The sequence below is a fragment of the Pedobacter folensis genome (genome assembly GCF_056490665.1).
This window is the reverse complement of the sequence record NZ_JBWJIF010000001.1, coordinates 1640923-1665907: the sequence shown is the minus strand read 5'-3', so window position 1 is coordinate 1665907 and position 24985 is coordinate 1640923. Positions and strand designations below refer to the sequence as shown.

The following is a 24985-nucleotide window of genomic DNA, read 5'->3' as shown; positions in this document are numbered from 1 at the left end:
AAAATATTCTATGCACATTTTTACATCTTTCTTCAAGGGTAACAAGCGAATGTTAATGCTTTTACTTCTGATTTTTACCCATGGATATCTTTTTGCACAGCAGGCAACCATTACCGGCGTTGTTAAATCAGCACCCGATAATTTAGGTATGCCCGGCGTAAGTGTTCGTTTGAAAGGAACGACGATTGCCACCTCTACTGATGCCAATGGAAATTTTAGTATCAAAATTCCTGCTAAGGCCGGTATACTCGAATTTACTTCGGTAGGTTATAAAGTTCAGGAAGTCCCGGTTTCGAGAACCACAACCTTAAACATAACCCTGGTGGAGGATGCTTCTACCTTAAACGATGTGGTTGTAGTGGGCTATGGAACCACCCGAAAACAAGACCTTACGGGTTCTGTAGCAGTGGTTGGTGTAAAGGATTTCCAAAAAGGAAGTATCAGTACGCCAGAGCAGATGTTATCAGGCAAGGTATCGGGGGTTTCGATTACTTCGAACAGCGGTCAGCCGGGAAGTGGCAGTACCATTCGTATCCGTGGCGGTTCATCATTAAACGCAAGTAACGATCCGTTGTTCGTAATAGACGGTGTACCTTTAGAAAGCGGTGGCGTTTCGGGCGCATCAAATCCTTTGAGTTTCATCAATCCAAATGATATTGAAACCTTTACGGTTTTAAAAGATGCATCGGCAGCAGCCATTTACGGTGCAAGGGCATCAAATGGTGTAATCATCATCACCACCAAAAAAGGTTTGGGCGATGCCTTAAAAGTAACTTTCAATTCGGTAAATTCTGTTTCTAAATTAAGCAAACAGTTGGATGTATTAAATGCCGATGAAATACGTGCGATTGTGAATTCGAAAGGAACGGCAGCGCAAAAAGCACAGCTGGGTACATTTGATACCAACTGGCAGGAGCTGATTTATCAGGATGGTTTTTCTACTGATAACAACATCAGCATTAGTGGTGGAATCAAAAAATTGCCTTACCGTTTATCAATCGGTTATCAGCATCAAACAGGTGTGTTAAGGACGGATGAGTTGCAGAAAACTTCAGCTGCCGTTGTTTTTAATCCAAGGTTCTTTGATAATCACTTAAAACTCGATATCAACCTGAAAGGAAGTATGCAGAAAACACGTTTTGCAAATACAGCCGCTATTGGTGGTGCAGTGAGTTTTGATCCAACGCAAGCTACTTACACGAACAGGCCAGACTATAATGGTTATTGGGAGTGGTTAGATTCAACTACGCCGACCGGTCTGGTTAATTTAGTTGGCCGTAATCCGGTTGGCTTATTGGAGCAAAGAGAAGATCGTGCGAAACCGATGCGCAGTATAGGTAACCTGCAACTGGATTATAGTTTTCACTTTTTGCCAGAACTGCACGCTAATTTAAACGCTGCTTATGATGTAGCTTCGGGTAAAGGAACGGTTTACGTAGATCCAAATGCTGCAGAATCGATCTTGAGCAACGGCGTAAACAATCAATACAAACAAAATAGAAGAAATACCGTTCTGGATTTTTACCTGAATTATGTTAAAGAATTTAAATCGATTAAAAGTAGGATTGATGCAACCGCAGGTTATTCTTACAATGATTATTTAACTACCCAATACAACTATCCAAGTTTTGATGCTTATGGAAATAAAGTTGTAAACTCAGATCCTGCTTTTGCTTTTAACAAACCTCAATATCGTTTGATCTCTTATTTTGGAAGATTAAATTACAACTACGATGAGCGTTTTCTATTAACCGCAACAGTACGTCGTGATGGTTCATCCCGTTTCGGACCTTCTTTTAAATATGGCGTTTTCCCATCTGCGGCCTTAGCCTGGACAATTAAAAATGAATCTTTTCTGAAGGATAGTAAAATTGTTTCTGCATTAAAACTACGTGTAGGCTATGGTATAACCGGTCAGCAGGATGGGATTGGCAATTATGGATATATGTCTACCTATGGTTTAAGTGCCTTAAATGCCTCTTATCAGTTTGGCAATACCTTTTATCAGATGTATCGTCCAAGCGCTTACATTGCCAACATTAAGTGGGAAGAAACTGCAACAGCTAACATTGGTTTGGATTTCGGATTTTTGGATAACCGCATTACGGGAACCCTGGAAGTTTACCGCAAGAAAACCAGCGATTTGTTGAATTTAATTCCTCAGCCTGCCGGAACCAATTTCGCTGCAACAGCAATTGTAAATGTGGGTGATATGGAAAACAAAGGAGCGGAGTTAACCCTGAATTTTAACCCAATAAGAGAGAAAGATTTCAACTGGGATTTTAGCTTTAATGCCACTTATAACAAAAATACCATCACCAATTTAACGGTAGTACCAAATGATCCAAATTATGCGGGTTTTCCGAGTGGAACCATTGCCGGTGGGGTTGGTGGACAAAATGCCTTTATCAACGCAGTTGGCGGACCAAAAAACACCTTCAACCTGTTTGAACAGACTTATGATCAGAACGGAAATCCAATTGAGGGCGTTTATGTAGACCAGAATGGTGATGGCGTAATCAATCAGAACGATTTCAAAAAAGGAAAACAAGCAGATCCTAAAGTTTTCCTGGGTTTTAGTAATAACCTGAGTTACAAAAAATGGAACTTATCATTCACCCTGAGGGCAAATTTAGGTAACTATGTTTACAACAATAACTATAGCCAAAGCGGTAATTTAAACCAGATTTTAGGAACCGCAATTATTTTGAATGCTTCGCCCAATTACCTGACTACCAATTTTAAAACCCAGCAGTTATTGAGCGATTATTATGTTCAAAATGCTTCTTTTTTAAGAATGGATAACGTTAATCTGGGTTATACTTTCGGTCAGATCCTTAAAACCAAAGCAAATGTACAGCTAACAGCCAGCGTACAGAATGTATTTGTAATTACCCAATACAAAGGGTTGGATCCAGAAGTGGCCTCTGGAGTGGATAATAATATCTATCCACGACCTCGTATTTTCTCTTTAGGCTTAAATGTTAATTTCTAAGATGATGAACTGCTTTAACAAAAAATATATGAAACCACGTGTTTTACCATTATTCGCGCTAGTTTGTGCCATCGGGATGCTGATCACCTCGTGCAACAAACTGGATTTAGTGCCCACAAACGATCTTACGGCTGATAAAGTGTATACCACAGCTGCCGGTTATAAACAATCATTAGCCAAGGTGTATGGTGCTTTTGCCCTTACCGGAAATGCATCCGTTGGTCAGCCCGATATTCCGGTGGAGATTATTAAAGATGAAGGTAATTCCGATTTCCTTCGTTTATACTGGAACTTGCAGGAATTAACTACTGATGAGGCCGTTTGGTCATGGCAGAACGATGCGGGTATCCAGGGACTGCATGAAATGACCTGGTCATCCATCAATTCGATCATCAATGGTTTATACTACCGTTCATTTTTTCAGATTACACTCTGCAACGATTTTATCAATCAATCTTCAGATGATAATTTAAGCAAAAGAGGAATTACAGGCGCTGATGCTGATCAGGTACGCAGGTTTAAGGCTGAAGCCCGTTTTATCAGGGCATATCAATATGCGGTATTAATGGATATTTATGGAAATCCGCCACTGGTTACCGAAACCACCGAAATTGGGGGTAAGGATTTGCCAAAACAAATTGCCCGTAAAGATTTATTCGCCTATGTAGAATCAGAACTTAAGGCCATTGAAAATGATCTCGCTGCGCCAAAAGCAAACGAATATGGTCGTGCTGATAGAGCTGCATCATGGGCTTTGTTATCTAGGATTTATCTAAATGCAGAAGTTTATACCGGTACCGCCAGGTATACCGACGCGATTACCTATTGCAACAAAATTACGGCCGCAGGTTATACGCTGCATGGCAATTACCGCGAGTTAACCATTGCCGATAATCACTTAAATACCGACGAGAACATCTTTACCATTAATTACGACGGCACAAATACCCAGAATTTTGGGGGTACTACTTACCTGATGCATGGTCCGGCACACGTACCGGCAGAAGTTTCAGGCTCGAATGGCGATTGGGGTGGATTAAGGATTACCCAGCAATTTGTCAATCTTTTTGCCGATAAAACAGGTGCAACAGATACAAGGGCTCAGTTTTATATGTCGGGACAAAATTTGGAGGTGAACGATTTGTATACTTCTAACGATGGTTACTCCAGCACTAAATTCCGCAATAAAACCCGCTCTGGTGGGCCGGCGCCACACCAGGATGTTGCCAAAGACTTTTCGGATATCGATTTTCCACTTTTCCGCTTAGGTGAAAGCTATTTAACCTATGCCGAAGCTGTTTTACGCGGTGGTTCAGGCGGTAGTTTAACACAGGCATTAACGTACATTAACCAGTTGCGTACCCGTGCATATAACGGAAGCGTCGCTGGAAACATCACCTCAAGCGCTTTAACTACCGATTTTATTTTAGATGAACGCGGGCGTGAACTTTGGTACGAGGCAAGCCGCAGAACGGATTTGATCCGTTTTGGAAAGTTTACCACTGCTGCTTATTTATGGGCATGGAAAGGTGGCGTTAAAAACGGTGCAGCCGTAAACAGCAAATACAACCTTTATCCATTGCCGCCAACCGATCTTTCGGCTAATCCAAACCTTCGTCAGAATACAGGTTATTAATCCCAAACCATTATGAAACAGTTATCAATTCAGATCATATATACTTTGCTTTTAATCAGTCTGTTCTTTGGCTGCAAAAAAGAAGAAAGTACAAATATCGTTACACCGCCAAATGCAGGTAGCCTTGCTTTTAAAAGTTCGGTAGCCAGTGTGGTATTAACCTCAGCGAATGATGCTGCTAACGTTGCGACATTTAGTTTTAAAGCCGCAAACTTTGGTGCCAGTGTTATTCCAACCTATTCACTGGAATTTGATGTGCCTGCAGATACTGTAGGTGCAAATGCCTGGGCCAATGCGGTAATCGTTAAACTTACTGCCGGTACTTTTGAAAAAGCTTATCTGGGTGCCGATTTTAATTCACTTTTAGCCAATCAGCTGCTGTTGCCAACAGGTGTGGTAAGTACCGTAGTGGTGAGATTGAAAGCAGAAGTGACTCAAAATACCGGGACAGCCTCAACCATTAAACCAATTTATTCGAGTTTAACCATGACGGTTAATCCATACAAAGCCACCATAGAATATCCTGCTTTGATGGTAAAAGGAGGTAATTCCTGGAAAACACCAACCGCAAGGACCAATGGTTTTGTACTAACCTCTGCTAAATTCAATTCGAAATACGAAGGTTATCTTAATCTGCCAAATGCCGATGGTTATGGTGGCGATGCTTTTCAATTGGTATCTACAAAAGATGTCAGCAAGGTTTACGGTTGGGGAGGTACTTCAACTACGATGAGCTTAACGGGAGGTAATTTGTACCTTACACCAGCTCCGGCTTATATGAAAGTAAATGCCGATGTAGATGCATTAACGATCACCTATACACCTGTTAAGTTCTTTATCTCTGGCGATGATAACGCCTGGAGTACTTCATCAACACCATTGATTTACAATGCAACAACTGGCAAATGGGTTGCGGCCAATGTTTCATTAACTGCGGGCAAAACTTTTGTGTTTACCTGTAATGGTAGTTACGATATCAGCTACAAGGTAGATGCCAACGGCGCCTTGGTTTATGCTGGTGCACCAACCTGGGGCGGTATCAATATCCCGGTTACCAAAACAGGCATTTTCACCGTTACTTTAGATTTAAGTGCTGGTGACGGAAATTATACGTATTCAATTAAATAGGCGAGAGATGTTAAAAAATATAAGCATAAACAATATGAAATGGCTGGGGTTTATTTTATTACTGGTAATGATAGGTGCCGGATGTAAAAAATCAGTTAAAGGCGAAACACAGATTTATCCTGAGCCAGATCCTGTGGGCACTTATGCCTTGGGAGCTGATGTAAGCTGGCTGAGCGAAATGGAAGCTGCAGGTAAAAAGTTTTACAACGCTGCCGGAGAACAACAAGATCTGCTTAAAATTTTAAAAGATAAAGGGATCAATACCATTCGCCTTAGGGTTTGGGTAAATCCAGCTGCAGGTTATTGCAATACAGCCGACGTTTTAGCCAAGGCAAAAAGAGCAAAAGCCATGAACATGCGTTTGTTGATCGATTTTCATTACAGCGATTCGTGGGCAGATCCGGGGCAGCAAAACAAACCTGCCGCATGGGCAACACAGGATTTTGCTGGCTTAAAAACTTCGGTTTACAACCATACCGTTGAGGTTTTAACGGTTTTAAAAACCAATAAAATTATACCTGAATGGGTGCAAGTGGGTAACGAAACCAATAATGGCATGTTATGGAATGATGGAAAAGCATCTGCAAACATGAAAAACTTTGCAGATCTGGTACTTTCTGGCTATAATGCTGTGAAAGCAGTAAATCCAACTTCGAAAGTGGTGGTGCATATTTCTAATGGTTATGATAACAGTCTGTTCAGGTGGATGTTCGATGGATTAAAAAATAATGGTGCCAAATGGGATGTAATCGGGATGTCCATGTATCCGACAGCTACAGATTGGTCGGCAAAAAATACCCAGTGTTTAGCCAACATGACGGATATGGTTTCCCGTTACGGATCGGAAGTAATGATCTGTGAATTGGGAATGCCGGTTTCAGAAGCGGTAGCCTGCAAAGCTTTTATTAAAGATTTAATCGCGAAGAATAAATCATTGCCAAATAACAAAGGACTAGGGGTTTTCTATTGGGAGCCGCAATCTTACAATAGCTGGAGTGGTTATAAATTGGGTGCTTTTGATGATACGGGCAAACCAACGGTTGCAATGGATGCGTTTCTGCCTTAACCTGGTAGTTGGTCCGGATTTGTAATCCGGACGTGGTGAGAGGCGGATTTTAATCCGCAGTTAAAGCGTCGGGATTGCAAATCCGACCAACAGGATTTTAAATCCGCACATAATAAACAATTTTTTATTTATGATTTTACTCAAAAAACTGTCTCTTTTCGTTGCTTTTGCTGTTATGGCAATCGTTACCCGTGCGCAAAATAATCAAGGTATTGTTGTAGATGCATCGGGTGTAATTCGCTGGGAGAAAGACAATAAGGAAGCTGCCTTTTTCGGTACCAACTATACCGCACCTTTTGCCTATGGCAATCGAGCCATTTTAAGAATGGGCGTTACTGCCGAACAAGCGATAAAAGACGATGTTTATCATTTCTCGCGATTGGGTTTAGATGCCTTTCGTGTACATGTCTGGGATCAGGAAATATCAGATGCTGAAGGAAACCTGATCAATAACGAACATTTACGTCTTTTCGATTTTCTGCTTGCAGAACTTAAGAAACGTAAAATCAAAACCCTGGTTACGCCAATTGCCTTTTGGGGAAACGGTTATCCGGAAAAAGATGAAAATACAGGAAGCTTCGCTAATAAGTATGGTAAAGATAAATCTGTAGTAAATGAAGAAGCTTTTAAAGCGCAGGAAAATTACCTGAAACAGTTTTTTAAGCATAAAAACCCTTACACTGGTTTAACCTACCAACAGGATGTAGATATTTTAGCTACGGAGATCAATAACGAACCCCATCACAGCGGGCCAAAGGAAAGGGCAACCGAATACGTTAACCGCATGACAGCCGCCATAAAAAGTACCGGTTGGACCAAACCTGTTTTCTATAACATTAGCGAATCGCCCTGGTACGCTGATGCCATTGTGAAAGCAAATGTTCAGGGGCATAGTTTTCAATGGTATCCAACAGGTTTAGTTGCCGGACATACTTTACAAGGAAATTACCTTCCAAATGTAGCCAGGTATAAAATCCCTTTCGATAGCATCCCTGGATTTAAAAACCGGGCTAAGGTAGTCTACGAATTTGATGCCGGTGATGTAATGGCGCCGATGATGTACCCTGCAATGGCCAGGAGTTTTAGGGCTGCAGGTTTTCAATGGGCAACCCAGTTTGCCTACGATCCGATGGCAACTGCTTATGCCAATACCGAGTATCAAACTCATTATTTAAACCTCGCTTATACGCCATCAAAAGCAATCAGTATGTTAATTGCTTCGAAGGTTTTCCATCAATTTGGTCGTTTAGATACTTTAAACAAGGGCAATACTTTTGGCCCGTTTAAAATTGATTACAAAAATTCGCTGAGCGAAATGAATACCGCTGAAGAATTTTATTATACCAATAACACCACCTCAAAACTAATCAATGCAAAAAAACTGAAGCATATTGCAGGTGTGGGCAGCTCTAAAATTGTTCAATATCAGGGCAGGGGAGCCTACTTTATCGATCAGGTGGCTACCGGGGTGTGGCGTTTGGAAGTAATGCCAGATGCAATCCCCGTCAGAGATCCTTTCGAAAGAGCTTCGCCAAAAAAAGAGGTCACACAGATTATCTGGTCTACTTTACCAATCGATATTGATCTTCCCGATCTGGGCGCTGGCTTTACAGTCAAAGGATTAAATCAAGGCAATACCTTTAATTCAGCAGCTGTTGAACATCGTTTTAGTGTTTCTCCGGGTGCTTACCTGTTGATTAAGAAAAACTTAAAAACCAATCTGAACGCTCAAAGCATTAGTCAGCATATAGCCTTGGGTGAATTTGTTGCCCCAAAAGCTTCCAATGAAGCTATTTTTGTTAAACATCAGGCTTTAACAACGGTTTCAGAAGATATAACCTTAGCCATCAATGCACAAATTACAGGCTTAGGTGCAAAAGATTCAGCATTTGTTCAATTGAATGCTGTGAATCGCTGGAAAAATATTCCTTTTGAAAAAAATCAGGAATACCAATATCAGGCAACAATTCCGGCTGAACTGGTTAAAAATGGCCTGCTGAAATATCAAATCATCGTTCATAAATCAAATGGCGATTACATCACTTTCCCGGCAAATGTGAAAGGAAATCCCAATGCCTGGGATAAGCTTGAAACGGAAAGTTACCAGACCTATGTGGCCGCTAAAGATGCCATTGTCGAAATTTTTAATGCAGGCAATGATGGCAAAAATATCAATATCTATAACCCTGATTGGGGAAACAATAAAATTGAATATGTTTCAGAAGAAAATCCATCGGTACTGAATCTGAAACTCTCCATGGGTAAGCCAAAAACTAATCAATTGATGGGGTTTCAAAGCTTCTTTGCTGATAAAATGGCTGGGAGGTCTGCAGAATTGAACAATTTAAAAACATTGGTGGTCAAGATTAAAGCAAATACCGAAAATACCAAGATTAAAATCGGTTTAACTGATATTGATGCACATTTCTTCGCGACAGAAATTCTCGCCGGAAAAGGTTTTAAACTGATCGAAATTCCATTAAATCAGCTTAAAAACGGTGCGCAATTGTTGCTTCCACGTCCTTATCCGGGTTTTTTACCACTTTACTATCAATCACCAAGTCAAGCTACCTTTAGTTTGAAGCATGCTGAAAAACTTGAAGTTACATTTGGTTATGGAAACATCACTAAACCAACTCATATTACTATCGAATCTATCTATTTAAAATAACTGTCAATTACATGTTCCGATTGAATAAAATTCTTTTTACCATTTTTATGGTTTGCCTGGCTTATTTAAATGCCTTTGCACAACGAACCGAAATTTTACTGGATGAAGGCTGGAAGTTTTCAAAGGGAAGTTTTCCCAATGCGGCCGAAGCCACTTTTAATGATACCCGCTGGGAAACGGTCACCGTACCGCATGATTGGGCCATTAGCGGACCTTTTGATAAGGAAATAGACAAGCAGGTAACGGCCATTACTCAAAATGGCGAAACAAAGGCAAGCGAAAAAACAGGCAGGACCGGAGCTTTACCTTATATTGGTGAAGGCTGGTATAGAAAGAAACTCAATCTTCCTGTGATTAAGCCAAATCAGAAAGTTTTGCTCCAGATTGATGGTGCCATGAGCGAACCCCGTGTTTACCTGAATGGAAAGCTGATTGGGCAATGGAATTATGGCTACAATTATTTCTATATTGATATTACAAATGACCTTAAAGCGAATGATAATTTATTGGCCATTCATTTGAAAAACATGCCAAAATCTTCGCGTTGGTACCCGGGTGCAGGTTTGTACCGCAATGTGCATTTGATCATTAAAGAAGAAAAAAGCATCGATCAACGGGGAATCACCATAAGCACACCTATAGTGAAAAAAGAATTTGCTAAAGTAAATATCAAAACCAAACTAACCGGTAAAGGTATTCGTTTGGTTACGCAGATTTTAGATAGCTTAGGTAAACAGGTGGCTATTGATACGGCTAAATCCATTTTCGGCGATGAAAGCGATCAGAATATCGAAATCAATAATCCTAATCTTTGGAGTCCGGAAAGGCCTTATCTGTATATCGCTGTATCGAGTGTTTATGAAGGAAACGTTTTAAAGGATGTGGTGAAAACAAGGCTAGGCCTTCGGTCAATCAATTTCAGCGCATCTACAGGGTTCAGCTTGAATGGCAAAGTAAGGAAATTTAAGGGTGTTTGTTTGCACCACGATCTTGGTCCGCTTGGAACCGCCATTAATACGGCTGCACTAAGGAGGCAGCTCAGCATTTTAAAAGAAATGGGTTGCGATGCCATCAGAAGTTCGCACAATATGCCTTCGCCGGAACAATTGGAGCTTTGCGATGAAATGGGATTCATGTTTCTTGCCGAAAGTTTTGATGAATGGGCAAAAGCCAAAGTAGAAAATGGTTATCACCTTTATTTTAATACCGATGCCGAAAAGGATATTGTTAATCTGGTACGGGCCACTAAAAACCACCCTTGTATTGTGATGTGGAGCTCAGGAAACGAAGTGCCCGATCAGTTTGGTGCCGAAGGGGTGAAAAGGGCCAAATGGCTTCAGGAAATTTTCCACCGCGAAGATCCTACACGCCCGGTTACCGTAGGGATGGATCAGGTGAAGGCCACCATGCAATCGGGTTTTGGAGCGCTCATGGATATTCCGGGATTAAATTACCGGGTGCACCTATACGAGGAAGCCAATAAGGTCTTTCCACAAGGATTTATTTTGGGATCTGAAACAGCCTCAACGGTAAGTTCCAGGGGAATATATAAATTTCCGGTTGTAAAAGGATTTGATAAACAATACCCTGATTTTCAGTCTTCATCTTATGATCTTGAATATTGTAGCTGGTCTAATGTACCTGACGATGATTTTGTAATGCAGGATGATAAACCATGGGTAATTGGCGAATTTGTTTGGACAGGTTTCGATTACCTTGGTGAACCTACACCCTATGATAGCAGTTGGCCATCCAGGAGTTCGTATTTCGGGATTTCAGATCTTGCAGGTTTACCTAAAGACCGTTATTACCTTTACAGAAGCCGCTGGAACAAAACAGAGCCTACACTCCATTTACTTCCACATTGGAACTGGGAGGGAAGAGAAGGCCAGACTACACCTGTTTTCGTTTACACGAGCTATGATAGCGCCGAACTTTTCTTAAATGGCAAAAGCCTGGGTGTAAAGAAAAAGGATAAATCGACACCTCAAAACCGTTACAGATTAATGTGGATGGATGTGAAATACGAACCCGGAACCTTAAAAGTAGTAGCCTTTGATAGCAAGGGGCAACCCATAGCCGAAGAAAAGGTAATCACAGCAGGCAAACCCTATAAAATTGTGCTCACCCCTGATAGGAAAGAAATTAAGGCTGATGGAAAGGATTTGTCTTTTGTAACGGTATCTGTGGTTGATAAGAATGGAATTCCTTGTCCAACCGCTACCAATGCTTTAAATTTTGAAGTAAAAGGAGCAGGGACATTTAAAGCCACTTGTAATGGCGATGCCACTTCTTTAGCATCTTTTGTGAAACCAACGATGAAATTATTCAGTGGGAAACTGGTGGTGGTGCTACAGTCTGATAAAAAGGGTGGTGCAATAGCATTGAAGGTTAAAGGGAAAGGACTAGAAGATGGAAATATAGAAGTTGTTTCGGCTAAGTAATAGGTGGCGTCATTCCCAGCTCGACTGGGAATCTTAATGCTTTAGCGCATTTGTTTTTTTGTATGTGGTATTAAGATTCCCGCCTGCGCGGGAATGACGTAAGGGGGGAATCTATCTTCATGCCCAGCTCGACTGGGAATCTTAATGCTTTAGCGCGTTTGTCTTTTTGTACGTGGTATTAAGATTCCCGCCTGCGCGGGAATGACGTAAGGGGGGATCTATCGTCATTCCCAACTTGATTGGGAAACTTAATGCTTTAGCGCATTTGTTTTTTTGTATGTGGTATTAAGATTCCCGCCTGCGCGGGAATGACGTAAGAGGGGATCTATCGTCATTCCCAGCTCGACTGGGAATCTTAATGCTTTAGCGCATTTGTTTTTTTGTATTTGGTATTAAGATTCCCGCCTGCGCGGGAATGACGTAAGGGGGGATCTATCGTCATTCCCAATTCGATTGGGAATCTTAATGCTTTATCGCGTCCTAGCACTTTAATTAAAGATTCTTTACTGCATTCAACATCATCATTAATTTACCTGCTAATTGTATAGGTACTGTTACAATTAATCTTATTTGGAATAATTTTTTAAATTAGCATATATTAAAAAACCTGATAAGCTTATGGAAAATCTAAAAGAAGAAACCAAAATCAAAGCTTTCCTCACCAGGATAAAAGCAGAGTGGCCAGGAGTGGTGGAACGCTTTGAGTTTAAAACAGGCAGTGTAATTTACGTTCATTTAAAAGAGGGTATATCGAGTATGGATTTTCTCGGTAAACTGTCCAGACAGGTAGAGCGTTTTGTCGATTTTAGTATGCCCATTATCTTGTATCATATTGAGAGTGATGGCATGAATTTAAGGTCGCATCCTATTAATTGGTATTCTTCCATTACGCAGGGAAAATCTTTTTAACCCCTCATCAACTTAGTGCTTAATATTTCAGACTGTAAAATGGCCGCCGTAATCTTTACAGTTGTAAATCTTTTTGTGCATAATTAGCAATTTTATTTGCCAGTAATTTTGGTTTTTCGGTTTTAATCCTATTTTTGGTTTTTAATTTAAAAACATCCAGTATAATGAAAAACGGAACAGTAAAATTTTTTAACTCAGAAAAAGGCTTTGGCTTTATTAAAGAAGAAAGCGGATCTGAGATTTTTGTGCATGCATCAGGCCTGATTGACGAAATCAGAGAAAATGATACAGTTGAATACGAAGTTCAAGAAGGCAAAAAAGGCCTTAATGCAGTGAAAGTAAGAGTTGTTTAATTCTTTCCCAAAAAGATTTTGAGCAGGATTTAGTCCTGCTTTTTTTTTGCCCGCATGTTTTAAATACCATCGAAAACGAGTATACCATTTAATGAACAAAAAGGTTGAAAAAATTTCCTTCTCATTTCTAGTTGATTACCATTCTGACCCGCTTTACCCGCGATCAACATCATTGTTTTCTGGATTGGATTTTTATTTTTGCTAATGTCGATACAATCGGCCGGAACCAAACAAATTAAATATTTTTGCAACTTTCTATTTTTTCAATTCAGAAACCTGTTATCAACAATAAACCGCTTGATCGGGGTACTTTTATGGCTGCAGCACAATTTGTAGCAGCACTTAATTTTGCTGGCGAGTTTGAACTCTTAAGTTTATCGGCTATGAATACACAAGCTGGCGCTGCTAAAAAAGGCGGACTGGTGTTTGTACGCAATGGCAAGTTGAAAATGCATCCCGAAATCTACGATCATTTAGCACTGATATCGATATCTTCTATCTGTGCAGGGAGTGTTTATTTCCATGGCCGTGATAAAATTGCGGCAGAAATTGTAAATCTACCTTATAGTGACGGCCTTTTGAACCTCGAGGGTGCAGAAGAGGATTACATGGCTTTTAAACGTTTATGCAGTCCTGTTTCGCGGTTCTTTTTATTGCAGGCTAAAAAAGTGCAATGGTCTGCAATCCTGTCTACCTTTCGGTTTTTTATGATGGAAGGCATTTGGGATGTGGTTAATTTTGTTGCTCATGCATTGCATCAGGCCGATGCCGATGTACTGGCCTGTGCGCAACTTTTAGAAAGCATGCAAAAGCAAGAATGGTATCCGGATTTCTGCCAGTCGCTTCAGGATTTCTATGCCTCCCGTTATCCTTTAAGTAAAGTTGGTTTAGAATCAGAGCTGCCGGAAATGGCCTGAATTATTTCAGATAATTTTCCAATAAAACACTTATATCCTCTCCAATAGCTCTATTGCCCATATTATTGAGCTTTTGTTGAGAAGAATTGTGTTTTTCTATATAGGTAGCCTCTGTTTTATTGAATTTAAGATAACCTTGCTCAAAATAACGTTCTTCAATTTCGGTAGAAGAATCCATCGACCTGAACCATAATTTAACCAACGATCCTGTAATTTTATCAAAGTAAAGCCAGTGGTAGGTTGCCTCTGCATCTGCATTGTCGGGCAGACCAAGACGCTGAATTTCTAGTATAGCGGTATCAGAATTTTGGAAAAAGTATAAAATCTTATATTTAGACGACATGCCGCAAAAATAGGACTTAATTTTTTATCACAAAAAACATTTTTGCTGTTTAGATTTAATCTTGTTGATATAGGTAAACTATGCGCTGGTCAGGATCTGTGATCTTGACCTTCGCTCTGAGGATTTGTAATCCGCATTTTGATCTATGCGTTTAAGGATTATAAATCCTTGGTTTTTAAGACGGGATTGCAAATCCCGACTAACGATAGTTTATAATGAAAGGTTTGCGCTGGTCAGGATCTGTGATCTTGACCTTCGTCCTGCGGATTTGTAATCCGCATTTTGATCTATGTGTGTTTAAGGATTAGAGATCCTTGGTTCTTAAGACGGGATTGCAAATCCCGACTAACGAAATGACGATTTAACTCAACCTAATGTTTCTCACCTTTAATCACCTTAAACAAGTGTAAAACCTGCGGGAACAGGGCATCCATACTTTCTTCTACACCACTTTTCGATCCCGGGAAAGTAAGTACCAGCGTTTCGTCAATAAAACCTGCTACACCGCGCGAAAGCATGGCATAAGGCATGCGCTCTTGTCCGTAACGGCGGGCAGTTTCCATAATCCCTTCAATGTTCCTGTCAATTAAAGGCGCTATCGCTTCCGGGGTTACATCGCGTGGTGAAAGTCCGGTTCCGCCGGTAAAAATGATCAGCTGGTAACCACTTTTACTTAATTCGCTGGCTTTATCACGGATGAGGTTGATTTCGTCGGGTAGAATTTCATATTTTGCTGCGTTAATTTCCCATTGTGCCAATCTCGAAATAATCGCTTTACCAGAGCTATCCTGTGCTTTATTCTGGAAAATAGAATCTGAACATACCACAACAGCAGCTTTAATTTCGGGGAATCTGGCATTTTTAAGGTCAGATTTTCCGCCCGATTTTTTTAATAACCTGATATTTTCTATTTCAACTCCTTTATCAATTGGTTTTAACATATCATACATGGTTAGCGCAGTAACGGAGGCACCGTGCATGGCTTCAACTTCTACACCTGTTTTGTAAATGGTATGTACTTCAACGGTAATGATGATGGTTAAACCCACAATTTCGTAGGCAATAGCAGTATATTCTATGGGGAGCGGGTGGCAATCTGGAATCACGTCGCTGGTTTTTTTTACCCCAAATAATCCGGCAGCCCGTGCAAATTCAAATACATCGCCTTTGGGAATTTTGCGCTGTTCAACGGCATCGATGGTTTCCTGCTTAGATACCTTTACGGTTGCGGTTGCAATGGCAATCCTTAGGGTATTGGATTTTTTTGTGATGTTTACCATATTTAACTATTTTCTTTCCACTGATGGGTTTCGTCCTCGAATATTTCTTTTCCCCAGATGGGTAATTCTGCTTTTAGCCGGTCTACTACTTCGCTACAAGCGGCTATTGCCGGCTTTCGGTGTGCCGAAGAGGTAAAAACAAACAGGCAAATCTCACCGGTTTTAACCCTGCCCAGGCTATGATAAATGTGCATGCAGTTTAATGGATATTTTTCGAAAATCTCTTCCCTGATCTGATGCATTTTTTCGAGCGCAAGGTCTTCATATGCGGTATAATCTATCGCTGCAACAAATTTACCCTCAATTTCATCTTTTCTCACCTGACCCATAAAAATGCTATGACCACCAATAGCGGTTTTGCTGCTGTGTTTGGCAATACTATCGGCAATAAAAGCGGGTGCTATCGGGCCATTTACAAATATGTTCTTTATCTTTTTTTCGTTCATATTAGGGTCTGAGAAAATGATCTCTCCATTTTACAATACCACCTTTTAAACTGTAAATCTTTTTGGCATCGCCATATTTTTCCTGCATGGCTTCTGCTGCGGCTACACTTCTGATTCCATGCTGGCAGATTAAAACCACGTGTTTTTGATAAAATTCTTTGCTCATAAAGGCTCCGAATTCCGACATTGGTACCTGTGTAAAAATTTGTTTATCCAGTATTGGTACTTCGTGTCTTTCGCGTACATCGATTAAAATCGTCGATTCTAATTGTTGCAGTTTAATCATTTCGCCGGCATCAATTTCTATATATCCCTGTGGTCCTTCGCTCGTATCCTGATAATCCATATTTAAAAATTCATCAACAGTTTTGGGTAGGGTATAACCGCCTCCGTGACTAATATTGATGGTATATTGTTCTTGTGTAAGTAAATTATAACTTAATATTTTATTGGTTAAGGCCTGGCCTATTTTGGCAATCAGTTTAATGGTTTCTGCAGCTGCCATGGTGCCCAATATGCCCGGTAATACGCCAATAATGCCATTTTCGGCACAATTGGCTACTTCTCCTTTATCGGGTGGAATGGGAAAGAGATCGCGGTAATTGGTGCTGGGTGTTAGATGATCGGGTGTATTAAATATGGCTAACTGACCTTCAAAACCCGAAACTGCGGCAAATATAAGTGGCTTGTTCAGCAGTGCACAGGCATCGTTAATCAGGTACCTGGATTCGAAATTATCTGTACCATCCAATATGTAATCATATCTGGATACAATATCGAGGATATTATTTTTCTGCAAGCGTATGGGGTGACGTATGATCCCGATCTGGGTATTCATCTCCTGAAGGCGCTTCGCTGCAACCTCTACTTTCAGCTTTCCGATATCAGCCGTTGTAAAAAGAATCTGTCTGTGTAAATTGGATAGTGAGATGGTATCATCATCAACAATACCAATATGGCCAATGCCGGCTGCAGCCAGGTATTGCAACGCAGGACAGCCCAAGCCACCGGCACCAATTACCAGTACTTTAGCCCTTAAAAGCTTTTGCTGTGCTTCCTCCCCAAATCCCTTAAGGATAATCTGCCTGTTGTATCGCTCTGCACTCATATATTGTTTATCCTCCGGAAAAAGGAGGCATTATTGCTATTGTGGCGTTGTTGGTAATTTTGGTGTTTTCCTGAACGATATTTTTGTTCAGGGCAAGTTTATATTTCATGCTTTTTAAAGCAGGAAACTCATTCTCGAGATATTGTTTAAAGGCATCGGTATCGACAATACCAGCAATATCAATTTTTTGATTATTGATAAACTCGGCGATCTTGCCAAAACTGATCATTTCAATTTCCATGCTGCTAATTTACCTGTAAGATGCTGATTTTACTCAATCCTTTTACAAATCTTCTTCCTGTTGCGAAATCGCTGGGCGTAATAATGGCGATATTTCCCTTTTCCGCTTTTGTTGGTAAGGCATCATAATCAATTAAAACCAACACTTGATTTCCCGTAGGCGAATTAAAGATTTCGTTCCAGGAGTACACGACTTTATAGTTATCGGTTGCGGTAAAAACCAGATAATATTCACTTAATGTTTTGGGCGAGGCCGCATCTATTTCTACCTTGGCCAAAATATCTTTCAAAAGCACACCTTTAATGTTTTTGATACTGCTTTTGCGCTGCATCAGGTGGTTATAAATCGTCATACTATCCAAACTAACGGATTTATAGGCGCTTAAATTGTTCAAAGTAATTGTTAATGGTGTTTTAACTTTTCCTTCAATTACAAATTGCTTGCTTTCTTGAGCATGCGCAGCAAAACTTAAAAACAATAGGGCGATGATGAGATATTTCATGTTATGCATGTGTAAATAGTAATTTATAAGCGGCCAGCGCCAATACGCAGGCCAGTACATTTTTTAAAACAGTTTGCGGAAATTTTAAGGCACCAAAATAAGCACCACAAATGCCTCCAGCGAAAGCTACCCCAACATAAGCGAGCATGTGGCTGTTAAATTCGAAACCTTTAATCAACTGTCCGCCTAAACCGGCAACCGAATTAACAAAAATAAAGGCCGCGCTAATGGCTGCAGTTTGTTTTTGATCCGTCCACTTTAAAAGTAACAGGATAGGAGAAAGGATAATCCCGCCTCCGATGCCAATCATGCCCGAAAGTAAACCGATAATCCCCCCAATAAGCAATGATAACGGAATGTTTGATGGTTTGAAATCTTTCGGATCGGTATTTTTAAAGAAGAAAAAACGGATCACCGGAATGAGTAAAAGTACACCCAAAATCTTTTTATAAATGGAACTTTCAATGGCCATCATACCACCAACAAAAGAGAGCGGGATGGAAGCGAGCGCAAAAGGCCAAAAAGTTTTCCATTTAAAATGGCCACCGCGGTAAAACTGGATAAAAGAGGTGGAAGAAACAAACAGGTTAAGCAATAGTGCCGTAGGTTTCATTACGGCAGGCGAAATGGCGAAAATAGCCATCAGTGCGAGGTAACCGCTTGCGCCTCCATGCCCAACTGAAGCATATAAAAAGGCTACAATAAAAAGTAAACAGTAAAAGAGGATAAAACTTTCTTGCATCGTTTAGTCTGGTAAAATCAATACGGTGAGGATGTCGCTTTCTTTAAAATGTTCTTGTGTTTCGTTCAGGCAGATCAGGCAATTGGCCTGTGCAAAAGAGCTTAACCGGTATGACTCCTGGGCGCTGAGTGGGGTAACCAGCCCATTTTCATACTTACCTTTCAGAAAATGTGTTAACCCGGCAGGTTTGGAATAGGTGTGCGTAAGCTCTGCCTGAACCTCCATTATGCTATTGCTTTTATGCGATAAGGATTTGATGGATGGCAATACATAATTATAATAGCAACTGAGTACAGATGAAGGATTACCTGGAAGTCCGAATATTAGTTTTTGATCTTTGGTGCCAAAATATAACGGTTTGCCAGGTTTCTGTTTCACCTTATGGAAAATCTGTTTGATGCCGCAATGTGAAGCTGCTTCGATTACGAAATCGTAATCGCCTACACTTACACCTCCGGTGAGCAGCACCACATCACTGCTTGCTGTTGCAGTTTGTAATACTTTTTTGAGGATTTCCAGATCATCATCGGCTTCGTAAATGGTAATCTGTTCTATGCCTTCCTGTTTTAAAGCTGCAGAAAGCGAATAGGAATTCGATTCATACACCTGTCCAAATTCGAGTGTTTTCCCCGGTTGTTGTAATTCTTTTCCCGTTACAATAATCGAAATTTTGGGCATGGGATAAACGCTAACTTCGTTAATGCCAATTCCTGCCAGAAAGCCAATAGCAGCCGGACTAAGCAGATTACCTTTTTCCATTGCTAATGCTCCGGCCATAATTTCTGAACCTTTATCACGAACATTTAAGCCAGGTTTTAAATTGGGATCTTGCAAAGTGATTTTTCCATCCTTACGTGTAATTTTTTCCTGCATCACCACGGTGTCGGCACCTTCTGGTAAGGGGGCACCTGTAAATATTCTGCTGGTTTGTCCCTCTTGGATAGTGATACGGACTGCCGTTCCTGCGGCCATTTCTCCAATTAAGGTAAGTTCTTGTTCGTGATATTCGAACTTTAAGGCATAACCATCCATAGACGACTGGCTAAATGCTGGAATATCATATTTTGCATAAACATCTTTCGCAAGTACATGCCCCGATGCCTTTGCCAGGTCAATTGAAATGGGATTTAGTAATGTGATGTGTTTAGAAATGAGGTCTTTTGCTTCTTTAACGCTGATCATGAAAATTTTATCCTCCAATGGTAATCATACTTCTGTTTTGAATGGTCGTGGCATCAATTTTTTCAAAATCACTGACCAGCTGTCCGCCTAAGGCTTTCTTTTTGCTCCATATGGCCGATTGAATTAATGGAAGCACATCTTCATTTTTCCGCAATGCGGTAAGCAGATCGGTTTCGCTATCCGAAAACAGACAATTTTTAAGTTTTCCATCGGCAGTTAAGCGCATGCGGTTACAGGTGTCGCAAAAGGGGTTGGTCATGGTGCTGATAATGGCAAAAGAGCCTTCGTGACCAGGAATCATGAAACTTTTGGCTGTATCGTGAAGTTCTCCTTTGACAGGTAATACCGTGAAATCTTTTTCCACTACCGACAGGATTTCATCCAGAGAAAACATTTTATTGCTTGTCCATTTGTTACCGCTAAAGGGCATAAACTCAATAAACCGGATCTGAATGGGGTTGTGTTTAGTCCAGCTAATGAAATCATTGATCTCATTATCGTTAAGGCCTTTCATCACCACCATATTTACCTTTACCTTTATTTTATGCTGCAAAAGCAGTTCGATATTACTGCGTACCTGATGGAAAACATCCCTTCGGGTAATCATAAAGAATTTTTCTGGCTGAAGGGTATCTAAACTGATATTGATGGTTTTAATACCTGCTTCTTTTAACACGGGGAGCATTTCGGCAATGCGGGTTCCATTTGTGGTGATGACGAGCTCGACCGGAAGTTTACCCAGTGCGGCAATAATTTGGGCGGCATCTTTTCTTACCAATGGTTCACCGCCGGTAAGCCTGATTTTTTTTACGCCATTGGCAACAAAAATTTCTGCCAGCTTAATAATTTCGTCGGTTTGCATGAGCCGGGAGGCAGGGGTAAAGTCGTACTCTTCTTCAGGCATGCAATAAAAGCAGCGAAAATTACAGTTATCGGTTAGCGATATCCGCAGGTAATCGTGTATTCTTCCAAAAGAATCTGCTATCATTGCTGGCTAATTAAATTGTTGTAATCTGTTTCTGTATCAATATCAATTCCTCCACCTTCGAAAATTACGGTTTCCAGCTCATGGGGATGCTGTTTTAATATATTTTTTGCCCCTTCTGCACCTTTGAGCGACAAAAGTGTTTCAAAGTAATCCTTTTTGAAGAGGACAGGAGTTCCTATCGTTTCTGCATATGCACTGGCAATGATATTTTTACCCGTTTCTTTCTGCTTTTCGATTAAGTGATTAAAGTTACTCATTTTTATAAAAGCCTGGTCGGCAACTGCAATAATGATACATTCCAATGCGCTATTATTTTTGATCATGGATGAAAGTCCGGCAACAATACTCGAGGCCATTCCATTTTTCCAGTTTTCGTTAATCACGATGCTGATTTGGTCATTCTCGTGCCGGGCGGCTATTTCTTTAGCATTTGCACCTAAAACAACTAAAACAGGTTTGCAATTTGTGGCTAAAGCTTCATCTATGACGGTTTGCAAGAGTGTTTTCCCTCTATAATCCAAAAGCTGTTTTGGTCTCCCCAAACGTGAAGAGCTGCCAGCTGCCAATATGATGATGCCCGTTTTCAATGCTTAATTACTTTTTAATTCGTAAACGTGGATCGGTTTTTTCTTTTCTTTTAAAAACATGGCCGAAGCGCCTGTAAAAACCGATTTAATCTCTGCGAGAATAGAAATGGCAATTTCTTCTGCAGTTTCTGCACCAATATCAAGCCCAATTGGCCCATGCACACGTGTTTCGTTTGCCGGTGTTGCTAAATCCAGTTCACCTAACATCCTGACCAACTTTTTCTTTGGGCCTAGTGTACCGATATAAGGTGCGTTTGTATTCAATAGATATTTAAGTAGCTGGAGATCATAATTGTAATTATGTGTCATCAGTACAAAAGCGGTTTGTGCATCTATGTGAATTTGAGCCAAAATATTTTCGGGTTTACTCACTAAAACCCTGGTTGCGTTTGTAAAACGCTGAGGCGTGGCATGTGTTGGCCGCCCGTCTATTACGGTTACTTCCCAACCCAAAAGGTAAGCCATTTCGGCCAAAGGCTGTGCATCATTGCCTGCACCGGCTATAATTAATGAAACTGGGGGTTGGATAAACTCCAGAAAGGCATCAATTTGTTGATTTTCAGTTTGGTAGGTTTTGAATGTAGCTGTTTTATTCCTGTAAACTTCTTCAGCATCCTGAAGCAATCTATCCTTGATTTCTTTTGGAATTTTAGATAAAACAGGTTCATTTCTAAAGAGCATGCTGGTGCCCAATTGCAGCTTATCTGTTAGGGAAAAAAGTGTTACCAATACGGCATGCGCTCTTTTGCCTTGCAAAGCGGTTAAAATAGCGATGGGGTTTAACGCATCCGATTCTATAATGGGTTCGAATAAAATATGTACAATACCATTGCAGCCCAGCTGAACACCAAATTTAGCATCATCTTCGTCGGTGGTATCGTAAGTAATGAGTTTGTTCTCCTGCTGTACAATTGCCGAAAGCGCTTTTCTTAACGCATCACCCTCTAAACAACCACCGCTAATGGCACCTGTCAACTGTCCATCTTCAGTAATCAGCATCCTGGCACCAGGCCTGCGGTACGAAGAACCTTCTACCTGAACTACCGTTGCAAGGGCCGTTTTTTTCTTTTCCTTCGTTGCTTTTTGGTACGCCTTTATGATATCGGTAATTTCTTTCATTAGGGATTGATGTAATAGATGATGCAATTTAATCATAATCTATTACAAAATAGCCAAAAGAAAGCCATAAGATATGCTACAATGTAGTAGCGTTCTATTAAGGGATTTGAATTAAAACCTGATGAAAGTTTTTTTTAACTTTTATGTTTTTTAGATCGGTAATTTCTGCTTTTTAAGGAAAATATGCGGTTAAAAAGGTTCGGAATGAAAAATTTCGAGATTAATGCAGCGCAAACCAATACTGTTAAAGAGTTCAGTAATTTCTTTTGTCCAATCTCTTGGCGAATCGACCCTAAGGATTTTATCAGAATCCCATAAATCGATATTCCATTTAATTTCTTTGAACTGGCTGTTCAGCAATGGACTGATTACGTTTAACTCGCTATCCGTAGATACATTTGTTTTGAAAACGGCTATCATATAGAAAAGTTTTTAGGTTTATTATGAGCTGTAGACGTACAACTTTAAAAATTACTTTAAATCGGAGTGATTTTTTTTAATATTTTTATTTAGCTCCATCAGCATACAGGCCTTTTTTTAAAAAAATATAAAATAATTTGTAAGGATATTTCATTCCCTGCGACTAATCAATAAGCAGTATATTTATATAGATAATACCAAAACATGCAGAACGAAACGGATAGAGAATATACAGTTAAGAACGTTCATTCAGACCCACTAAGTTGGGTAGAAAAATATGCTGATTACCTGTATGGCTTTGCAATGTTGAGCGTAAGAGATGAAAATGTGGCCAAAGATTTAGTACAGGATACTTTTTTGGCAGGTTTACAAAGATTAGACCGTTTTGAGGGAAATAGTAAAGAGAAAACCTGGCTAACGGCAATTTTAAAAAACAAAATAGCTGATTTTTACCGTAAACGTTCTGTTAATAAGGTAATGGACGCAGGAAACGAACTGAAGGATTTTTTTGAACCAGAATCAGGGCACTGGACTGAAAAAGATTATCCAAGAGCATTTGGTTTGGAAATAGATAACCCTTTAATGATGAAGGAACTGGGTACTATCTTGAATGATTGTTTGAACAAACTTCCTGGCTTATGGTTTTCTGTATTTTCAATGAAACATATGGACGATCTCACGTCAGAGCTGATTTGTACCGAATTAAAACTCAGCACTGCTAATTTCTGGGTGATTATGCACCGCACAAAACTTAACCTGAGGGCCTGCCTTCAAAAAAACTGGAACTGATATGATAAGTGCACTGAGAAATATGATCAATAACTGTAAGCAGGCTACTTTTTTAACTGAAAAAAAAATAGCTGGAAAAATTACTGTAGCAGAGACCTTGCAATTGCATGTTCATTTGGCTGGTTGTTCTGTGTGCAGGATTTATCAGCAACAAAGTATGTTGATTAATCAGGCCTTTGTAAGTTTCAAAAACAACGATTTTAAACTGGACGAAGCATTTAAAAAAAACTTAACCGAGAAAATTGAAAAAGAAATAAATAAAAATTAATTTTTATTGTAAGGTTAATGTTTCCGGTTCGACTAAGAGGTAAAAAACATAAAGACAAAATGAAAAGAATTATTTTATTTACAGCCTTAGCTGTTGTATTATCGCTACAAACAAAAGCACAAAAGGGTTTAAAAGAAGGAGATCAAGCGCCAATGTTTAATGGAGTGGATCAAAACGGTAAAACAGTGAGCCTGAAAAGTGCGCTTAAAGCACACCATTCTGTGGTATTATTCTTTTACCGTGGTCAGTGGTGCCCTTACTGTAACAAACACATTAAAGAACTTCAGGATTCTTTAAGCTTGTTAAATGGGAAAGATGCTTTCGTTATTGGTGTTACACCCGAAACGAAAGAAAACATTGATAAAACAATCAAAAAAACCAGTGCGGCATTTTCTATCCTTCAGGACAAAGACGATGAGATTATGAAAGCCTACAATGTAAACTTTATGATGGACGAAGCTACCTTTACCAAATACAAAGCCTATGGTATAAATCTGGAAGCTAACAATGGTAATACCCGGCATACCTTACCCGTTCCTGCAACCTATATTATCGATCGTTCAGGCAAAATTAAATATGTCCATTTCGATCCTAATTATCAAAAAAGAGCCTCGGTAAAACTTTTGCTTTCTAAGCTTTAAGTCGGGTTAAAAAAGAATTTATTTATAAACACCCACCACCATTTTTTAATGGCAGTGGGTGTTTTTTTATTAAACAACAAATCTTCCAATTAAAATAGAAGCTTTCATAGTGGAAAAAATCCTTTGTGAACCCTTGGTTTTTAGGGTTTTCATGGAAGGGTAAAAAGAATATATCCTATTGTTTAGTATTTATGAACATAAAATATGCAA

24 protein-coding genes are annotated in these 24985 nt (G+C 40.0%); 12 read left to right on the top strand and 12 right to left on the bottom strand.

The genetic code is table 11. From position 1 onward, the window contains the following. The first annotated feature begins 10 nt into the window (after positions 1–10). From AC04QZ_RS06550 to AC04QZ_RS06510, 9 genes are all read left to right on the top strand, one after another. On the top strand, positions 11–2995 hold the full coding sequence (locus tag AC04QZ_RS06550; RefSeq protein ID WP_478357082.1) for a SusC/RagA family TonB-linked outer membrane protein: 2985 nt from the start codon (positions 11–13) through the stop codon (positions 2993–2995). A gap of 28 nt (positions 2996–3023) precedes the next feature. Beyond that, positions 3024–4631, top strand: a complete 1608-nt coding sequence (locus AC04QZ_RS06545; RefSeq protein WP_478357081.1) for a RagB/SusD family nutrient uptake outer membrane protein — start codon at positions 3024–3026, stop codon at positions 4629–4631. 12 nt (positions 4632–4643) lie between these two features. Further along, complete coding sequence (locus AC04QZ_RS06540) at positions 4644–5759, top strand: SusE domain-containing protein (RefSeq protein WP_478357080.1); 1116 nt, start codon at positions 4644–4646, stop codon at positions 5757–5759. 7 nt (positions 5760–5766) lie between these two features. Then, positions 5767–6825: a glycoside hydrolase family 53 protein gene (locus tag AC04QZ_RS06535; protein ID WP_478357079.1), complete on the top strand. Its 1059-nt coding sequence runs from the start codon at positions 5767–5769 to the stop codon at positions 6823–6825. Between the two features lie 130 nt (positions 6826–6955). Further along, on the top strand, positions 6956–9496 hold the full coding sequence (locus tag AC04QZ_RS06530) for a membrane or secreted protein (RefSeq protein ID WP_478357078.1): 2541 nt from the start codon (positions 6956–6958) through the stop codon (positions 9494–9496). A 20-nt stretch (positions 9497–9516) separates the two neighbouring features. After that, on the top strand, positions 9517–11940 hold the full coding sequence (locus tag AC04QZ_RS06525) for a DUF4982 domain-containing protein (protein WP_478357077.1): 2424 nt from the start codon (positions 9517–9519) through the stop codon (positions 11938–11940). Between the two features lie 618 nt (positions 11941–12558). Further along, positions 12559–12849 (top strand): hypothetical protein, encoded by a 291-nt coding sequence (locus AC04QZ_RS06520; protein WP_057933358.1) that lies wholly within the window; start codon positions 12559–12561, stop codon positions 12847–12849. Positions 12850–13013: 164 nt separating this feature from the next. After that, complete coding sequence (locus tag AC04QZ_RS06515) at positions 13014–13202, top strand: cold-shock protein (RefSeq protein WP_025142821.1); 189 nt, start codon at positions 13014–13016, stop codon at positions 13200–13202. Between the two features lie 245 nt (positions 13203–13447). Beyond that, complete coding sequence (locus tag AC04QZ_RS06510; protein WP_086547014.1) at positions 13448–14119, top strand: hypothetical protein; 672 nt, start codon at positions 13448–13450, stop codon at positions 14117–14119. Between the two features lies 1 nt (position 14120). Here the strand turns inward: AC04QZ_RS06510 and AC04QZ_RS06505 are convergent, their stop codons facing one another. The 12 genes from AC04QZ_RS06505 to AC04QZ_RS06450 form a co-directional block, all read right to left on the bottom strand. Further along, on the bottom strand, positions 14121–14462 hold the full coding sequence (locus AC04QZ_RS06505; protein ID WP_086547013.1) for a hypothetical protein: 342 nt from the start codon (positions 14460–14462) through the stop codon (positions 14121–14123). A 371-nt stretch (positions 14463–14833) separates the two neighbouring features. Further along, positions 14834–15742 carry a bifunctional molybdenum cofactor biosynthesis protein MoaC/MoaB gene (moaCB, locus tag AC04QZ_RS06500; RefSeq protein ID WP_478357076.1) on the bottom strand — a complete coding sequence of 303 codons (909 nt, stop codon included), beginning with the start codon at positions 15740–15742 and terminating at the stop codon, positions 14834–14836. A 2-nt stretch (positions 15743–15744) separates the two neighbouring features. Next, positions 15745–16188, bottom strand: a complete 444-nt coding sequence (locus tag AC04QZ_RS06495; RefSeq protein ID WP_478357075.1) for a molybdenum cofactor biosynthesis protein MoaE — start codon at positions 16186–16188, stop codon at positions 15745–15747. 1 nt (position 16189) lies between these two features. Then, positions 16190–17296 carry a ThiF family adenylyltransferase gene (locus AC04QZ_RS06490; protein ID WP_478357074.1) on the bottom strand — a complete coding sequence of 369 codons (1107 nt, stop codon included), beginning with the start codon at positions 17294–17296 and terminating at the stop codon, positions 16190–16192. A 7-nt stretch (positions 17297–17303) separates the two neighbouring features. Further along, the gene (locus tag AC04QZ_RS06485) at positions 17304–17537 is read right to left on the bottom strand and encodes a MoaD/ThiS family protein (RefSeq protein ID WP_478357073.1); all 234 of its coding nucleotides are present in this window, start codon (positions 17535–17537) and stop codon (positions 17304–17306) included. Between the two features lie 4 nt (positions 17538–17541). Then, positions 17542–18039, bottom strand: coding sequence for a molybdopterin-binding protein (locus AC04QZ_RS06480; RefSeq protein WP_478357072.1), 498 nt, complete (start codon positions 18037–18039; stop codon positions 17542–17544). 1 nt (position 18040) lies between these two features. Beyond that, a complete protein-coding gene (locus AC04QZ_RS06475) occupies positions 18041–18781 on the bottom strand; it encodes a sulfite exporter TauE/SafE family protein (protein ID WP_086547007.1) in 741 nt (246 codons plus the stop codon). A gap of 3 nt (positions 18782–18784) precedes the next feature. Next, the gene (locus tag AC04QZ_RS06470; protein ID WP_478357071.1) at positions 18785–19963 is read right to left on the bottom strand and encodes a molybdopterin molybdotransferase MoeA; all 1179 of its coding nucleotides are present in this window, start codon (positions 19961–19963) and stop codon (positions 18785–18787) included. A gap of 7 nt (positions 19964–19970) precedes the next feature. Next, on the bottom strand, positions 19971–20951 hold the full coding sequence (gene moaA / locus AC04QZ_RS06465; protein ID WP_478357070.1) for a GTP 3',8-cyclase MoaA: 981 nt from the start codon (positions 20949–20951) through the stop codon (positions 19971–19973). Next, positions 20948–21538 carry a nucleotidyltransferase family protein gene (locus tag AC04QZ_RS06460; RefSeq protein ID WP_478357069.1) on the bottom strand — a complete coding sequence of 197 codons (591 nt, stop codon included), beginning with the start codon at positions 21536–21538 and terminating at the stop codon, positions 20948–20950. The genes moaA and AC04QZ_RS06460 overlap by 4 nt, the downstream gene beginning before the upstream one ends. 3 nt (positions 21539–21541) lie before the next feature. After that, complete coding sequence (locus AC04QZ_RS06455) at positions 21542–22657, bottom strand: XdhC family protein (RefSeq protein WP_478357068.1); 1116 nt, start codon at positions 22655–22657, stop codon at positions 21542–21544. A gap of 189 nt (positions 22658–22846) precedes the next feature. Continuing rightward, positions 22847–23077, bottom strand: a complete 231-nt coding sequence (locus AC04QZ_RS06450) for a hypothetical protein (protein WP_086547003.1) — start codon at positions 23075–23077, stop codon at positions 22847–22849. A 204-nt stretch (positions 23078–23281) separates the two neighbouring features. On the opposite strand from AC04QZ_RS06450, the gene AC04QZ_RS06445 reads away from it, so the two are divergent. Genes AC04QZ_RS06445 through AC04QZ_RS06435 form a run of 3 tightly spaced genes read left to right on the top strand, consistent with a single transcriptional unit; the run spans position 23282 to position 24775 of the window. Further along, positions 23282–23866: a sigma-70 family RNA polymerase sigma factor gene (locus AC04QZ_RS06445; protein ID WP_478357067.1), complete on the top strand. Its 585-nt coding sequence runs from the start codon at positions 23282–23284 to the stop codon at positions 23864–23866. 1 nt (position 23867) lies between these two features. Beyond that, a complete protein-coding gene (locus AC04QZ_RS06440; RefSeq protein ID WP_478357066.1) occupies positions 23868–24134 on the top strand; it encodes a hypothetical protein in 267 nt (88 codons plus the stop codon). 59 nt (positions 24135–24193) lie between these two features. Beyond that, positions 24194–24775 carry a peroxiredoxin-like family protein gene (locus tag AC04QZ_RS06435; protein WP_478357065.1) on the top strand — a complete coding sequence of 194 codons (582 nt, stop codon included), beginning with the start codon at positions 24194–24196 and terminating at the stop codon, positions 24773–24775. Positions 24776–24985: the final 210 nt, after the last annotated feature.

Coding starts and splice junctions, on each gene's coding strand:
- AC04QZ_RS06455 (WP_478357068.1), bottom strand. CDS start 22,657: ATGAAAGAAATTACCGATATCATAAAGGCGTACCAAAAAGCAACGAAG.
- AC04QZ_RS06475 (WP_086547007.1), bottom strand. CDS start 18,781: ATGCAAGAAAGTTTTATCCTCTTTTACTGTTTACTTTTTATTGTAGCC.
- AC04QZ_RS06450 (WP_086547003.1), bottom strand. CDS start 23,077: ATGATAGCCGTTTTCAAAACAAATGTATCTACGGATAGCGAGTTAAAC.
- AC04QZ_RS06520 (WP_057933358.1), top strand. CDS start 12,559: ATGGAAAATCTAAAAGAAGAAACCAAAATCAAAGCTTTCCTCACCAGG.
- AC04QZ_RS06550 (WP_478357082.1), top strand. CDS start 11: ATGCACATTTTTACATCTTTCTTCAAGGGTAACAAGCGAATGTTAATG.
- AC04QZ_RS06470 (WP_478357071.1), bottom strand. CDS start 19,963: ATGATCAGCGTTAAAGAAGCAAAAGACCTCATTTCTAAACACATCACA.
- moaA (WP_478357070.1), bottom strand. CDS start 20,951: ATGATAGCAGATTCTTTTGGAAGAATACACGATTACCTGCGGATATCG.
- AC04QZ_RS06540 (WP_478357080.1), top strand. CDS start 4,644: ATGAAACAGTTATCAATTCAGATCATATATACTTTGCTTTTAATCAGT.
- AC04QZ_RS06490 (WP_478357074.1), bottom strand. CDS start 17,296: ATGAGTGCAGAGCGATACAACAGGCAGATTATCCTTAAGGGATTTGGG.
- AC04QZ_RS06535 (WP_478357079.1), top strand. CDS start 5,767: ATGTTAAAAAATATAAGCATAAACAATATGAAATGGCTGGGGTTTATT.
- AC04QZ_RS06435 (WP_478357065.1), top strand. CDS start 24,194: ATGAAAAGAATTATTTTATTTACAGCCTTAGCTGTTGTATTATCGCTA.
- AC04QZ_RS06505 (WP_086547013.1), bottom strand. CDS start 14,462: ATGTCGTCTAAATATAAGATTTTATACTTTTTCCAAAATTCTGATACC.
- AC04QZ_RS06515 (WP_025142821.1), top strand. CDS start 13,014: ATGAAAAACGGAACAGTAAAATTTTTTAACTCAGAAAAAGGCTTTGGC.
- AC04QZ_RS06480 (WP_478357072.1), bottom strand. CDS start 18,039: ATGAAATATCTCATCATCGCCCTATTGTTTTTAAGTTTTGCTGCGCAT.
- AC04QZ_RS06485 (WP_478357073.1), bottom strand. CDS start 17,537: ATGGAAATTGAAATGATCAGTTTTGGCAAGATCGCCGAGTTTATCAAT.
- AC04QZ_RS06530 (WP_478357078.1), top strand. CDS start 6,956: ATGATTTTACTCAAAAAACTGTCTCTTTTCGTTGCTTTTGCTGTTATG.
- moaCB (WP_478357076.1), bottom strand. CDS start 15,742: ATGGTAAACATCACAAAAAAATCCAATACCCTAAGGATTGCCATTGCA.
- AC04QZ_RS06545 (WP_478357081.1), top strand. CDS start 3,024: ATGAAACCACGTGTTTTACCATTATTCGCGCTAGTTTGTGCCATCGGG.
- AC04QZ_RS06445 (WP_478357067.1), top strand. CDS start 23,282: ATGCAGAACGAAACGGATAGAGAATATACAGTTAAGAACGTTCATTCA.
- AC04QZ_RS06440 (WP_478357066.1), top strand. CDS start 23,868: ATGATAAGTGCACTGAGAAATATGATCAATAACTGTAAGCAGGCTACT.
- AC04QZ_RS06495 (WP_478357075.1), bottom strand. CDS start 16,188: ATGAACGAAAAAAAGATAAAGAACATATTTGTAAATGGCCCGATAGCA.